The organism is Rathayibacter sp. PhB179, from assembly GCF_004345345.1.
In the GTDB taxonomy this organism is placed as follows: domain Bacteria; phylum Actinomycetota; class Actinomycetes; order Actinomycetales; family Microbacteriaceae; genus Rathayibacter; species Rathayibacter festucae.
In genome coordinates this window covers 101,507-114,460 of the sequence record NZ_SLVD01000012.1, presented here as the reverse complement: position 1 = coordinate 114,460, position 12,954 = coordinate 101,507, and the positions used below count along the sequence as shown (strand labels likewise).

Below are 12,954 nucleotides of genomic sequence, written 5' to 3'. Positions count from 1 at the left end.
GTGTGAGTCGACTCTAATACCGGATGACTGGACTTTGCGTGTGAGCGACGTCAGATGTAACCCGGCCGAAACCCTGCGCATTCCACGATTCCGAGGCGGTTCGGGGACTCTCGGACGTCACACGGCCGAGGCCGCGAGCTCGCCGGCCAGATCGAGTGCCGCGGCGACGGACGCGGCGCGGATCTCGGGCCGCCCGCCGTCGAAGCGGTGCTCGCGCACGAGCTCGGCCTCGCCCAGGACCGCCGCGACGAACACGGTGCCGACGGCCGCTCCGCCCTGCGGCTCCGGGCCCGCGACCCCCGTCGTCGCGACGCCGACGGTCCTCGCGCCTGCCTCGCCGAGCTGCCGGGCGGCGCCGCGCGCCATCTGCACGGCGACCACGGGGTGGACGGGTCCCTCCTGCGCCAGGAGGTCCGCGTCGACCCCGAGCAGGCGGTGCTTCAGATCAGTGGCGTAGGACACCACTCCCCCGCGGTAGACGGCGGAGGCGCCGGGCACCTCGACCAGGGCGGAGCTCAGCGCCCCGCCCGTCAGCGACTCCGCGACCGCCAGCGCGAGACCGCGCTCCGCGAGTGCCTGCAGCAGCTCCTCGGCGCTCATCGGCGCCCGCGGGCCGCGCGACTCTGGCGCGCCGCGTCGGCCAGGTAGTCGATGCCGGTCACGACGGTGAGGACGACCGCGGCCGTCATCGTGATGCCGTTCAGCCAGTGCACCCACTCGCCCAGGAAGGTCCAGAGCGGAAGGAGCGCGAGCGAGATCGCGACGGACTGCACGATCGTCTTCAGCTTGCCGCCGCGGGAGGCGGGGATCACCCGGTCCGAGAGGACGGCCATCCGGAACACGGTGATGCCGATCTCGCGGACGAGGATGACGATCGTGACCCACCAGGGCAGCTCGGCGAGGATCGAGAGGCCGACCAGCGCGGCGCCGGTGAGCACCTTGTCCGCGATCGGGTCGAGCAGCTTGCCGAGGTCGGTGACCAGCCCGCGGCTGCGCGCGATGTGGCCGTCGATCCCGTCGGTCGCGATCGCGACGATGAAGAGCAGCGCGGCCGCGATGCGCACGCCGCCGTCCTCGCCGTTGTCGGCCAGGAGCAGCCAGAAGAACACCGGGGCGAGCAGGATGCGCACCACGGTGATCGCGTTGGGCAGGTTCCAGTTGCTCGGGGCGGCGTCGGCGTGCGCGGTGGGGCTGGTCATCGGTCTGAGCCGTTCCTCGTGATCGGTCGATTCGGCGGCGTGGTCATCGCTCAGTCGCGCCCCGTGAGCGCCCAGGCGTCGTCATCGGAGCCCTCGTCGTCGTCGTGGTAGTCGGTCGCGACCGGGCCCGAGGGCTCCGCCAGCGGATCGGCGTAGGCGTCGGGTGCGGTAGGCGACGGCGCGGCGGAGTGCTCGCCGGGCTCCTCGCCGCGCATCCGCGAGAGGACCCCCGGCAGCTGCTCGGCGGTCACCAGCACGTCGCGCGCCTTCGACCCCTCGGAGGGGCCGACGACCTCGCGGGACTCGAGCAGGTCCATCAGGCGGCCCGCCTTCGCGAAGCCGACGCGGAGCTTGCGCTGCAGCATCGAGGTCGAGCCGAACTGCGTGCTGACCACGAGCTCGGCCGCAGCCATCAGCAGCTCGAGGTCGTCGCCGATGTCGGAGTCGATCTCCTTGCGCTGCGCCTGGACCGTGATGTCCTGGCGGTACTCCGGCTGGGCCTGCCGCGTGACGTGCTCGACGACCTTGGCGATCTCCTCCTCGCGGACCCAGGCGCCCTGGACACGCATCGGCTTGTTCGTGCCCATCGGCAGGAACAGGCCGTCGCCCTGGCCGATGAGCTTGTCGGCGCCGGGCTGGTCGAGGATGACCCGCGAGTCGGTGACGCTCGTCACGGCGAAGGCCAGGCGGCTGGGCACGTTGGCCTTGATCAGGCCGGTGACGACGTCGACGCTCGGCCGCTGGGTGGCGAGCACGAGGTGGATGCCGGAGGCCCGGGCGAGCTGGGTGATGCGGACGATCGAGTCCTCGACGTCGCGCGGGGCGACCATCATCAGGTCGGCGAGCTCGTCGACGACCACCAGGAGGTAGGGGTAGGGCCGGAGGACGCGGTTGCTGCCCGCGGGGAGCTTGATCTCGCCGCTGCGCACCGCCGCGTTGAAGTCGTCGATGTGCCGGTAGCCGAACGACGCGAGGTCGTCGTACCGCATGTCCATCTCCTTCACGACCCACTGCAGCGCCTCGGCGGCCTTCTTGGGGTTCGTGATGATGGGCGTGATCAGGTGCGGGACCCCGCCGTAGATCGTGAGCTCGACGCGCTTGGGGTCGATCAGCACCATCCGGACGTCCTGCGGGCTCGCGCGCATCAGCAGGCTCGTGATCATCGAGTTCACGAAGCTGGACTTGCCGGAGCCGGTGGAGCCGGCGACGAGGAGGTGCGGCATCTTGGCGAGGTTGGCCACGACGTAGCCGCCCTCGACGTCCTTGCCGACGCCGATCGTCATCGGGTGGGTCGACGTCGTCGACGCGGCGGAGCGCAGGACGTCGCCGAGCGAGACGATCTCGCGGTCGGTGTTCGGGATCTCGACGCCGATCGCGCTCTTGCCCGGGATCGGCGAGAGGATCCGGACCTCGTTGCTGGCGACCGCGTAGGAGAGGTTCTTGCTCAGCGCCGTGACGCGCTCGACCTTGACGCCCGGGCCGAGCTCGATCTCGTAGCGGGTGACCGTCGGGCCCCGGGAGAAGCCGGTGACCGTCGCGTCCACGTTGAACTGCTGGAGCACCTCGGTGAGCGCACGGACCATCTCGTCGTTCGCCGCCGAGCGCGCCTTCGACGGCGTGCCGGTGGAGAGGGCGGAGGCGGACGGCAGGCGGTACGGGGTCTCCTCCTCGAAGGAGGAGTCGAAGTCGGCGGTGGGGTCGGCGGCGATCGGCGCGATCGGACCGGTCTCGATCACCGGCGGGAGCGGGACCGCAGGGGCGACGTCGAGGTCGTCGAGCGCGATGACGCCGGTCGCGTCGTCGTCCACCACGCCCAGCGGGATGCGGGTGGTCGCGCTCTGATCGTGGCGGGCCAGGGCGGCCTCGGCCGACTCGGCCTCGGAGATCACCTCGGTCGCGTAGGAGCGGGTGGGCGGGTCGGCCGGCTCGTCACGCTCGGCGGACGCCGGCTCCTCGAGCGCGGTGTCAAAGCCCTTCGCGCGGCCGCGGCCCTTCCGGCCCTTCGGCGCCTCGTCGTCGTCGCCGAGCGCGTCGATCGGCAGCTCGGCCTGGACGGTCGGCTCGTCCTCGCGACCGGAGTCCGTGCGGCGCCACCAGGGCAGCTCGCCGCCGTCCTCCTGCTCGTCCTCGGCCTTCTCGCTCTCGGCCTTCGCGGCGGCCTTGCTCGCCGCCCTCTCCGCCTTGAGGCGCGCGCGCTCCTCGTCGTCGAGGACGGGGGCGCCGAAGAGGTAGCCGTAGAGCTCGCGCGAGCGGGCGGCGATCCGGTTCGGCGGGGTCTTGGTGATGATGAAGAGGGAGAGCAGGACGACCAGGGAGAGGAGCACCGTGGCGCCCGGCACGGTCGCGATCGCCACGAGCGGCGCACCGACGAGCCAGCCGAGGACACCGCCGGCGGCGGCCATCTGGTCGATGCCCGAGCCCGGCTGCGGCGCGCCGAGGTGCGCGTGGCAGAGCCCGGCGGAGGAGATCAGCAGGACGGCGAGGCCGACGCCGATGCGGCCGTTGTCGTCGACCGAGCGCGGGTGACGGAACAGCCAGAGCGAGAAGAGCAGCAGCACCACGGGGAGGACGTAGGCGACGCGGCCGAACAGGCCGCCGAAGCTCCAGGCGTCGAGCACGAGGGCGACCGGGTCGGTCGCGAGGAACCACTCCACCACCGCGCCGGTGATCGCGAGCAGCAGGAGCAGGAAGGGGACGCCGTCGCGGCGCTCCTCCTTCGCCAGGCGCTCCGGACCGAGTGCGCGGGCGGCACCGCCGGCCAGGTGCGCCAGCGCCATCCAGACGGTGACGAGCGGATTCGTGCGCGGGGTCGAGCTGAACGCGACCGTGCTCTTCTCGGACGATCCCCGCCCGGAGCCGCGGCCGGAGCGCGGAGTGCTCGAGCGCGCGGGGGCGCTCGCCTTCGCGCGGGAGGTCGTCTTCGGAGTCGTCGCCATAGGGCCACCGTACCCGCCGCCTCCGTCATCGCCGCGGACCCGCGCCGGGGGGCGGCGGCCGCGCGGCCCGGACCTCGTGCGGTCAGCGCAGCGTCGCGACCATCGTCTCCGCGTCGCCGCGGTCGGCCACCGCGCTGAAGCCCTCGCTCCGGTAGAGCCGTCGGGCGAAGTTGTCCGTCGACACGTTGAGCGAGACCCGCGCGTAGCCGGCGGTGCGTGCCTGGTCCAGAGCGGCGCGCAGCAGCCCGCGGCCGATGCCCTGCGCGCGCCAGACCGGCCGCACCCCGAGGGTCAGCTCGGGCACGCCCGCGGCGACGAACCCGCGGCCGGGTGCGGCGGCGCTGAAGAGGCGGAACCAGCAGGCGCCGATCCGCTCGCCGTCGGCGGTCTCGGCGACCGAGCCGAGATCGCCGGGCCGGGGCCAGCCGGCGACGTAGCGGCGGGTCGACTCCTCCTCGAGGACGTCGATGCGGGTGCGGGCCGCCGTCCAGTTCCAGTTCGCCGCGTCGACGAGCATGTCGGCGAGGAAGGGGGCGTCCTCGCGGCGGGCGGGGCGGATCGAGTGGTCCATGCGCGGTCTCCGTGGGGGATCGGGTCTGGCATGAGGTGCGGACGGGTGCCCGGGGGCGGGTGACGGTGCGGGAACGGGCCGGAGCGTCGGGGGCACTCCGTCCGGGGTCAGGCCTCGATGACCAGGGGGACGATCATCGGGCGGCGGCGATAGGTGGTGTTCACCCAGCGGCCGACGACGCGGCGGATGCTCTGCGAGAGCGCGTGCTGATCGCTGACTCCGCTCTGCACCGCCTCCTCGAGGGCCTTCGCGATGCGCGGCTTCACGTCGTCGAAGACGCTGTCGTCCTCCGCGAAGCCCTTGGCGTGGATCTCGGGACCGACCACGATCCGGCCGGTGCCCGCCTCCACGACGACGATGATCGAGATGAAGCCCTCCTCGCTGAGGATGCGGCGGTCCTTGAGGTCGGCGTCGGTGATCTCGCCGACCGACGAGCCGTCGACGTAGACGAAGCCGAGGTCGAGCTGGCCGGCCACGGTCACGACGCCGGCGCGGAGATCGAGCACCGTGCCGTCCTCGGCGATGATCGTGTTCTCCTCCGCGATGCCGGTGGCCTGCGCGAGCTTCGCGTTGGCGACGAGGTGGCGGTACTCGCCGTGCACCGGCAGGACGTTGAGCGGCTTGAGGATGTTGTAGCAGTAGATGAGCTCGCCGGCGGCGGCGTGACCCGAGACGTGCACCTTCGCGTTGCCCTTGTGCACGACGGTGGCGCCGAGCCTGGTCAGGCCGTTGATCACGCGGTAGACCGCGTTCTCGTTGCCGGGGATGAGGCTCGACGCGAGGATGACGGTGTCGCCCTCGCCGGGCTGGATCTGGTGGTCGAGGTTCGCCATCCGGCTGAGCACCGCCATCGGCTCGCCCTGCGAGCCGGTGGACATGTAGACGATCCTGTCCTCCGGGATGTCGCCCGCCTTCTTGACGTCGATCAGCACACCCTCCGGCACCTTGAGGTATCCCAGGGTGGCCGCGATGCCCATGTTGCGCACCATCGAGCGGCCGAGCAGCGCCACGCGGCGCCCGTTCGCGTGCGCAGCGTCGAGCACCTGCTGCACCCGGTGCACGTGGCTGGAGAAGCTCGCCACGATGACCCGGCGGGTCGCCTTCGCGATCACGCTCTCGATGACCGGGCCGATGTCGCGCTCGTTCGGCGTGAAGCCGGGCACGTCGGCGTTGGTCGAGTCGACCATGAACAGGTCGATGCCCTCCTCGCCGAGGCGGGCGAAGGCGCGGAGATCGGTGATGCGCCCGTCGAGCGGGAGCTGGTCCATCTTGAAGTCGCCGGTGTGCAGCACGGAGCCCGCGTCGGTGATGATCGCGACGGCGAGCGCGTCCGGGATGGAGTGGTTGACCGCCACGAACTCGAGCTCGAAGGGACCGAGGTTCTCGACGTCGCCCTCCTTCACCGTCAGCGTGTAGGGCTTGATCCGGTGCTCCTTCAGCTTCGCCTCGACCAGCGCGAGCGTCAGGGTCGAGCCGATCAGCGGGATGTCCCGCTTGAGCTTGAGGAGGTAGGGGACAGCACCGATGTGGTCCTCGTGGCCGTGGGTCAGCACGACGCCGACGATGTCCTCGAGGCGGTCCTTGATCGGGGTGAAGTCGGGCAGGATCAGGTCCACGCCCGGCTGGTTCTCCTCCGGGAAGAGCACGCCGCAGTCGACCACGAGGATCTTGCCGTCGATCTCGAAGACCGTCATGTTGCGGCCGATCTCGCCGAGGCCGCCGAGCGGGATGATCCGCAGCGTGCCCGCCTCGAGCGCGGCAGGAGTGATCACGGGACTGGGCATGCGCCCTCCTCTTCCTCGGTCGGGAGTCGTCCGTGCCGCTCGTGCGGCGTCAGCGTGTGGTGCCGGCGACCTTCGGCAGCGCGCCGCCCGCGGCGGCGTTGCGGTCGGGCCGGAAGTTGCGGAAGTCGACACCGGGGATGTCGCGGACGAGGCCGAGCTCGTCCTCGATCAGGGCGGCCTCCGACTCCTCGGGGCCGACCAGCGGCAGGCGCACGCGGGGCGAGGAGATGCGGCCGAGGCCGTGCAGGATGTACTTCGCCGCGACGGTGCCGGGCACGTGCGTCATCACCGCGCGCACGAGCGGCTCGAGCTGCTGGTGCGCGAGGGTGGCGGCCCTGAGGTCGCCGGAGTTCACGGCGTCGACGATGGTGCGGTAGGGCGAGGCGGCGATGTTGGCGGTGACGCCGATCAGGCCGGTGGCGCCGATGGCCAGCTCGGGCAGGACGTTGGCGTCGTCGCCGCAGAAGTACATCAGGTCGGTCTGGTTGAGGACGCGGCTGACCTCGGAGAGATCGCCCTTGGCGTCCTTCACGGCGAGGATGTTGGGGTGCTTGGCCGCGCGGAGGATCGTCTCGTAGCGGATGGGCACGCCGGTGCGGCCGGGGATGTCGTAGAGGATGACCGGGAGGTCGGTCGCGTCGGCGATCATCCGGAAGTGCGTGAGGATGCCGGCCTGGGTGGGCTTGTTGTAGTACGGCGTGACGATCATGTTGCCGTCGGCGCCGGCCTTCTCGCTCTGGCGGGCGAGCTGCATCGCGTGCGCGGTCTCGTTCGAGCCGCCGCCGGTGATGATCTTCGCGCGTCCCGCGGCGACGGACTTGCCGACCTCGACGAGCCGGATCTTCTCCGGGTCGGTGAGGGTGCTGGTCTCGCCGGTGGTGCCGGTGACGACGATGCCGTCGGCGCCCTTCGCGATGCAGTCGTCGATGTGCTTCTCGACACCGGGCCAGTCGACCTCGCCGTCGGCGGTGAACGGGGTGACCAGGGCGACCAGGACCTGGCCGAAAGGATTCTCCGGAGTTGACACGAGCCCAGGGTAACGGGTCGGTGGCCGCGGGCTCGTGGCGTTCTGATCCGCGGATGCCGGCCGGGTCTGCACGCTCTCGTTTGATCTGCAGGACTCGCCGAGCCGAACGGGCTTTCAGCCGCGCCGGAGACCTCGACGGGGCTCGAACACCTGCAGATCGAACGGATCCCCGCCGTGCGCCGACGGAGGGAGTCAGGTGCGGACGTGATCCCCGCGGGAGAGGGCGGCGAGGATGTCGGCCTCGACGAGGGGCCGGTCGTCGAGGACGAGGGAGGTGCGGTAGTGGCGGACGCGGTAGCCGAGCAGGCCGAGCTCGACATCGCGCCGGTTGTCGTGCTCGGCATCGTGGAACGCAGCACCGTCCACCTCGAGGGCGAGCACCTCGCCGAGCAGGAAGTCGATGCGCCGGCGGTCGATGCGCACCTGCTGGCGGAAGGCGATCCCGAGAGTCCGCAGCCGGAAGGCGACCATCGACTCCAGCCCGCTCTCGGAGGACGAACCGGCCCAGCGGAGGAGCCGCCGATGGGGAGCCGGCAGCCGCGCGAGGAGCCGCGCTCGACCTGCAGAGTCGAGGAGCCGCCTGTGCAGCGCCGATTCCAGGAGGACGAAGGCGAACTCGGCGCCCTGGCAGGCCGCCGCCTCGACGACGCAGTCCTCGAGCGCCTGGACCAGAGCGGAGGGCCGCGGTGCCTCCTTCGACCAGTGGACGACGACGCCGGGATCGTGGGAGAGCCGGACGGCGTGACGGTCGGGATCCCGGAGTCGGGAGGCGTGGGCGCGGACGGCGATGTGCAGGCCACGGAAGCGCGGCACCCAGAGCCCGTGCGCGACGGCGGCGTTCGCGCAGGCGAGGACCCCGCCGACGCGGAAGGCGCGCTCGATTCCGGTGTCGACTCCGGGAAGGGCGTACCAGCCCTTCCGGACGCGAAGGAGCGCTCCGGTCTTCACCGCCTCGCGGAGCTCGCGTGCGGAGGAGCCCTCGCGGAGGAACTGCTCGGTCTTCACCAGGCCTCCGGCGCGGAGGACGGAGCCGGAGGACGCGCGCACAGGGAGAGCGTGGCCGCGCAGGAAGGGCGCGCGGGGGCGCGGGCTCCGATCGGTGGAGAATCCGACGCCACGGCTCCTGTGGAGGGGGATGCCTCCGCGGGGAGTGGTGCGGTGTGCAGGCGATCCCGGCCCGCCCGGGCCTACTCGCGCGGCTCCAGGCGGCTTCGTCCTCGGATCGCCTGCAGATCGGACAGATGCCTGCACAACGGACAGGCACCTGCACAACGGCGGGGCACCTGCAGAGCGGATGCGGTGCGGGCAGGGACGCTGCTAGGGGGCGACGCGGCCGTTCGCGGTGAAGGCGGCGGCGGTGAGGGGCATGAGCTGCTCGAAGTGCTGCTCCATCTGCTCGGCGGCCATCTCGATCTCGCGCTGCGGGAAGGAGGGGAACGTCGAGTCCTCGCGCTTGGTGCGGAGGGAGAGGAAGTTCATCAGCGAGCGGGCGTTCAGCGTCACGTACATCGAGGAGTAGATGTTCAGCGGCAGGACGATGCGGGCGACCTCGCGGGCAACGCCCTCCTGGAGCATCCGCTGGTACGCCTCGAAGGCCTGGGTGCTGGCGCGTCGCGTCTCGGCGACCACGAGCTCGGTCTGCTCGGGGGTGCCGGGCTCGAAGGAGTAGGCGCCGGGCTTGCCGACCTGGACGAGGTTGCGCTGCGGGCCGGGCACGTAGAAGACGGGGCGGAGCTCGCGGTAGCGGCCCGACTCCTCGTTGTAGGAGGCGATGCGGTGCCGCATGAACTCGCGGAAGACGAAGATCGGCGCCTGCACGTAGAAGGTCATCGAGTTGTGCTCGAAGGGCGAGCCGTGGCGGTCGCGCATCAGGTAGTTGATCAGGCCGCGGTCGCGCTTGCCCTGCAGCTCGCTGTCGGCCGACTCCTCGTCGAGGGCGCCGGCGAGGGTCTTCTCGCCCTGCGTCGAGACGCGGGCGGCGAAGAGGACATCGGAGTCGTGGGCGCTGGAGCGGACGAGCTCGACGACCACATCGGAGCGGAAGATCGGGGTGCTGTCGGAGGCGCTCTGGTCGGTCACGGCTTCGACGATAGACCCTCGGCGCGGGGGCCGAGCGACGCAGGGTCGGCCGCGCGGGTGCACGCGCGCGGCCGGCGCACACCGGATGCCGATCGCGACGCCCTAGGCTGAATCCCGCTTCGCGGGCGGCCCGCGACGGGCCTCGGGAGGCACCATGAGCGAATCGACCGCACGGCACTCGGACCAGGACGGCACCGGCAGCGCCGGCGACTCCCCCCGGCGCTCCACCCGCACGGCGGCACCGCGGCCGGCCGTGCCGCCCGGCGAGGCGCCGGACACGGCGACCCACGCGCAGGAGGAGCCCGCGGCTCCGAAGCGGCTGCGGGTCCTGATCTCCGGGGCGAGCGGCATGATCGGCTCGGAGCTCGTGCGCCAGCTGCGCTCGGACGGGCACGAGATCTTCCGCCTTGTCCGCCACGCCCCGACCAGCCCGGACGAGTTCCACTGGGCGCCCGCCTCGCACATGCTCGACTTCAGCGTGCTCGACCGGGTCGACGCCGTGGTCAACCTCTCGGGCGCCTCGATCAGCCGCCTCCCGTGGACCTCCTCGTACAAGCGCGAGATCCTCGATTCGCGGGTGCAGGCCACGCAGACCATCACCGACGCGATGCGGATGGCGTCCACTCCCCCGTCGATCCTGCTGAACGCCTCTGCCGTCGGCTACTACGGCGACCGGCCGGGCGAGGAGCTGACCGAGGAGTCCCCCCGCGGCGAGGGCTTCCTCGCCGACGTCGTCGAGCGCTGGGAGCAGGCGGCGCTGCTCGCTCCCGAGACCGCGCGCGTCGTGACGGTGCGCACCGGGCTCGTGCTCGGGAACGGCGGCGCACTCAAGCCGCTGCTGCCGCTGACGAAGCTGGGACTGAGCGGCCCGCTGGGCGGCGGACAGCAGTACTGGCCGTGGATCAGCCACTACGACGAGGCCGCCGCGATCCGGCACCTGCTGACCTCGTCGCTGTCCGGCCCGGTCAACCTCGCGGGGCCCGAGGCCGCGACGGCGAACGAGGTCATGAGCACCCTGGCCGAGCTGCTGCACCGGCCGTTCAAGCTGCCCGTCCCGGAGAAGATCATCGAGCTCGCACTGCGCGACGCGGGGCACGAGCTGCTGCTCTCGAGCCAGCGGCTGGTGCCGCAGCGGCTGCTCGACGACGGCTTCGTCTTCCGGCACCGCACGGTGGCCGAGGCGCTGCAGGCGGTGCTGGCGGACTGAGCGCCGCCGATCAGGCGGGCCGCTCGCGCTCCAGGGCGATCGAGCGGCGGATCGCCCCGCGGGCGCGCTTGCGGTCGCCGCTCGCGTCGTAGGCGAGGCCGAGCCGGTACCAGGCGCGCCAGCTGCCGGGGTCCTCGTCGACGTCGGCCGCGTAGCGCGGGAAGAGCGCGTCGGCCTCGGTCCGGTCGAGTCGGCCGGTCGCGCTGGATTCGAGGACCTCGGAGGGCAGGGCGTCCTCGGACTCGAGGCGCCGGGCCAGCTTCTCGGCGCGGACGCCGAAGGAGATCTCGCGCACGAGCCCCCAGACGCCGACCCCGCCGAGGACGAGCAGGCCGACGCCCATCACGATGCCCGGCACCGTCCCGGCGGCGAAGGCGACGTACGAGTACTGCAGGCAGACGAAGAGGTAGAGCGCGAGGAGGACGGCCATCAGGCCGACGCCGATGCGGGTCCTCACGGGGTGCTCGTGGCGGCCGCGGCCTGGCCGGAGGGGACGTCGTCGCTGATCGCCGGCTCGTCGCGGACCTGCTCGGCCAGGGGTGCGGCGTCGAAGGCGGCGCGGAGGTCGATCAGCGCGTCGAGGCCGACGACCACGCCGGTGGTGCTGCGCACGGCGTCGAGGGCGCGGAGGATGCCGGCCTCGTAGGACGCGGAGGACGTGGTGTCGTGGCGGATCGTGACCGTCTCGCCGGTGCCGCCGAAGACCACCTCCTGACGCGCCTCGACTCCGGGCAGGCGCAGGCTGTGCACCGGGATGCTCGCCACCTGCTGGCCGCGGGCACGCTGGTCGGTGTGCGGCGCCTGGACGGGGCCCAGCTCGGCGCGCGCGCGGAGCAGCAGCTCGGCGGTGCGCACGGCGGTGCCGGAGGGCGAGTCGACCTTGCGGGCGCCGTGGGTCTCGACGATCTCGACCGCGTCGAAGAAGCGCGCCGCGACCGTGGACAGCGCGGTGGCGAGGACCGAGCCGAGCGAGAAGTTGGGGATGATCACCACGCCGGCGCCGGGCTGCGCGTCGACGCTGCGGCGGAGCGCCGCGATGCGGTCGCCGGTCCAGCCGGAGGTGCCGACGAGCACCTTCCTGCCGTTCGCGACGGCGAGGTCGACGATCTGCTGGCTGACCGCCGGGAGCGTCATGTCCACGACGACGTCCGCCGCGAGCATCTCGCGCGGGTCGCTGCGCGAGCCGAGCCGGGCGACGAGGTCGAACTCCTCCGAGGCCTCGAGGAGCGAGCAGGTGAGGGAGCCGAGTTTGCCGGTTGCACCGACGACGGCGACGGAGGTGGTCACCCGGCCAGCCTAACGACCGCGGGCGTGGTGGGACTGCGGGCGGAGCGGGATCTCGATACGCCCGCTGCGCGAGCTACTCGATCAGCATGCAGCGCGACCCCTGCTGGTCGAGCAGTCCCGGAGGGGCCACTTTCCCTGCTGGTCGAGTAGCCCCGGAGGGGCGTATCGAGACCGACGTCCTTGGGGGCGAGCAGCGCAGCTTCCTCGCCGCCGTCGCGGGGGTCAGTAGGACTGCGCCTCGGGGAGGCCGGTGCGCAGCTCGACGGGGAGGTGGGCGAGGTCGTTGTGGACGACGAGGACCGGGGGCTTGCGGGAGCGGACGCGGATGATCGTCAGGCCGCAGTTCGCCTGGTTCACGCCGAGCCAGCGCCAGTCCGGGGCGTCGAACACGTGCCGGACGAACCAGCCGATGACGAAGTTGTGCGTGATGAGCAGGTCGTGGCGGTCCTCGCGGGACGGGGCGAGGAACTCGGCCACGGCGTCCTGCATCTGCGCGTGCCCGGCGTCGATCTCGGCCGGGGTGACGCTGCCGAAGAACGGCTCGAAGGCGCGCGGCATGTCCGGGGTCGGGCCGGAGGGGATGCAGTCGAACAGCAGCGAGGACGGCTCGATCGACAGCCCGGGCAGGACCGCCTGGAAGCGTGCGGCGGTCTCCTCCGCCCGGCGCAGCGGCGAGTGCCACGCCCCGGTGAAGGGGACGCCGCCGAGCCGCTCGGCGATGAGCCGGGCCTGGCGCTCGCCGCGGGCCGACAGCGGCCCGTCGGGCATGCCGTGCTCGGCGTCCTGCTGCTCGCCGTGGCGGACGAGGTAGATGTAGTGGGACACGGAGGTCCTCCCTGGTGCGGCGCGACGGTGCGCGGTCAG

General features: G+C 72.2%; 12 protein-coding genes. 1 reads left to right on the top strand and 11 read right to left on the bottom strand.

Translation table 11 applies throughout. From position 1 onward, the window contains the following. Nucleotides 1-117 precede the first annotated feature (117 nt). The 8 genes from EDF43_RS20195 to thyX form a co-directional block, all read right to left on the bottom strand. The gene (locus EDF43_RS20195; protein ID WP_132438248.1) at nucleotides 118-600 is read right to left on the bottom strand and encodes a CinA family protein; all 483 of its coding nucleotides are present in this window, start codon (nucleotides 598-600) and stop codon (nucleotides 118-120) included. Then, nucleotides 597-1,199: a CDP-diacylglycerol--glycerol-3-phosphate 3-phosphatidyltransferase gene (gene pgsA / locus EDF43_RS20190; RefSeq protein ID WP_123737189.1), complete on the bottom strand. Its 603-nt coding sequence runs from the start codon at nucleotides 1,197-1,199 to the stop codon at nucleotides 597-599. The genes EDF43_RS20195 and pgsA overlap by 4 nt, the downstream gene beginning before the upstream one ends. Before the next feature lie 50 nt (nucleotides 1,200-1,249). Continuing rightward, nucleotides 1,250-4,135 carry a DNA translocase FtsK gene (locus EDF43_RS20185; RefSeq protein ID WP_132438249.1) on the bottom strand — a complete coding sequence of 962 codons (2,886 nt, stop codon included), beginning with the start codon at nucleotides 4,133-4,135 and terminating at the stop codon, nucleotides 1,250-1,252. An 82-nt stretch (nucleotides 4,136-4,217) separates the two neighbouring features. After that, a complete protein-coding gene (locus EDF43_RS20180) occupies nucleotides 4,218-4,706 on the bottom strand; it encodes a GNAT family N-acetyltransferase (RefSeq protein ID WP_123444536.1) in 489 nt (162 codons plus the stop codon). A 107-nt stretch (nucleotides 4,707-4,813) separates the two neighbouring features. Next, nucleotides 4,814-6,490 carry a ribonuclease J gene (locus tag EDF43_RS20175; RefSeq protein WP_132438250.1) on the bottom strand — a complete coding sequence of 559 codons (1,677 nt, stop codon included), beginning with the start codon at nucleotides 6,488-6,490 and terminating at the stop codon, nucleotides 4,814-4,816. Nucleotides 6,491-6,539: 49 nt separating this feature from the next. Then, a complete protein-coding gene (dapA, locus tag EDF43_RS20170) occupies nucleotides 6,540-7,517 on the bottom strand; it encodes a 4-hydroxy-tetrahydrodipicolinate synthase (RefSeq protein WP_123704963.1) in 978 nt (325 codons plus the stop codon). A gap of 192 nt (nucleotides 7,518-7,709) precedes the next feature. After that, nucleotides 7,710-8,564 carry a type IV toxin-antitoxin system AbiEi family antitoxin domain-containing protein gene (locus tag EDF43_RS20165; protein WP_132438251.1) on the bottom strand — a complete coding sequence of 285 codons (855 nt, stop codon included), beginning with the start codon at nucleotides 8,562-8,564 and terminating at the stop codon, nucleotides 7,710-7,712. A gap of 270 nt (nucleotides 8,565-8,834) precedes the next feature. Continuing rightward, nucleotides 8,835-9,596, bottom strand: coding sequence for an FAD-dependent thymidylate synthase (gene thyX, locus EDF43_RS20160; protein WP_123737194.1), 762 nt, complete (start codon nucleotides 9,594-9,596; stop codon nucleotides 8,835-8,837). A 154-nt stretch (nucleotides 9,597-9,750) separates the two neighbouring features. On the opposite strand from thyX, the gene EDF43_RS20155 reads away from it, so the two are divergent. Then, nucleotides 9,751-10,803 (top strand): TIGR01777 family oxidoreductase, encoded by a 1,053-nt coding sequence (locus EDF43_RS20155; protein ID WP_132438252.1) that lies wholly within the window; start codon nucleotides 9,751-9,753, stop codon nucleotides 10,801-10,803. Nucleotides 10,804-10,813: 10 nt separating this feature from the next. Here the strand turns inward: EDF43_RS20155 and EDF43_RS20150 are convergent, their stop codons facing one another. The 3 genes from EDF43_RS20150 to EDF43_RS20140 form a co-directional block, all read right to left on the bottom strand. Further along, complete coding sequence (locus EDF43_RS20150) at nucleotides 10,814-11,260, bottom strand: hypothetical protein (RefSeq protein WP_123737196.1); 447 nt, start codon at nucleotides 11,258-11,260, stop codon at nucleotides 10,814-10,816. Beyond that, nucleotides 11,257-12,090 (bottom strand): 4-hydroxy-tetrahydrodipicolinate reductase, encoded by an 834-nt coding sequence (gene dapB / locus EDF43_RS20145; protein WP_132438253.1) that lies wholly within the window; start codon nucleotides 12,088-12,090, stop codon nucleotides 11,257-11,259. The genes EDF43_RS20150 and dapB overlap by 4 nt, the downstream gene beginning before the upstream one ends. Before the next feature lie 222 nt (nucleotides 12,091-12,312). Further along, the gene (locus EDF43_RS20140) at nucleotides 12,313-12,915 is read right to left on the bottom strand and encodes a histidine phosphatase family protein (protein ID WP_123447881.1); all 603 of its coding nucleotides are present in this window, start codon (nucleotides 12,913-12,915) and stop codon (nucleotides 12,313-12,315) included. Nucleotides 12,916-12,954 lie beyond the last annotated feature (39 nt).

What these genes read in the sequence shown, in the direction of transcription:
- EDF43_RS20195 (WP_132438248.1), bottom strand. Translation starts at nt 600, where the DNA reads ATGAGCGCCGAGGAGCTGCTGCAGGCACTCGCGGAGCGCGGTCTCGCG.
- pgsA (WP_123737189.1), bottom strand. Translation starts at nt 1,199, where the DNA reads ATGACCAGCCCCACCGCGCACGCCGACGCCGCCCCGAGCAACTGGAAC.
- EDF43_RS20185 (WP_132438249.1), bottom strand. Translation starts at nt 4,135, where the DNA reads ATGGCGACGACTCCGAAGACGACCTCCCGCGCGAAGGCGAGCGCCCCC.
- EDF43_RS20180 (WP_123444536.1), bottom strand. Translation starts at nt 4,706, where the DNA reads ATGGACCACTCGATCCGCCCCGCCCGCCGCGAGGACGCCCCCTTCCTC.
- EDF43_RS20175 (WP_132438250.1), bottom strand. Translation starts at nt 6,490, where the DNA reads ATGCCCAGTCCCGTGATCACTCCTGCCGCGCTCGAGGCGGGCACGCTG.
- EDF43_RS20155 (WP_132438252.1), top strand. Translation starts at nt 9,751, where the DNA reads ATGAGCGAATCGACCGCACGGCACTCGGACCAGGACGGCACCGGCAGC.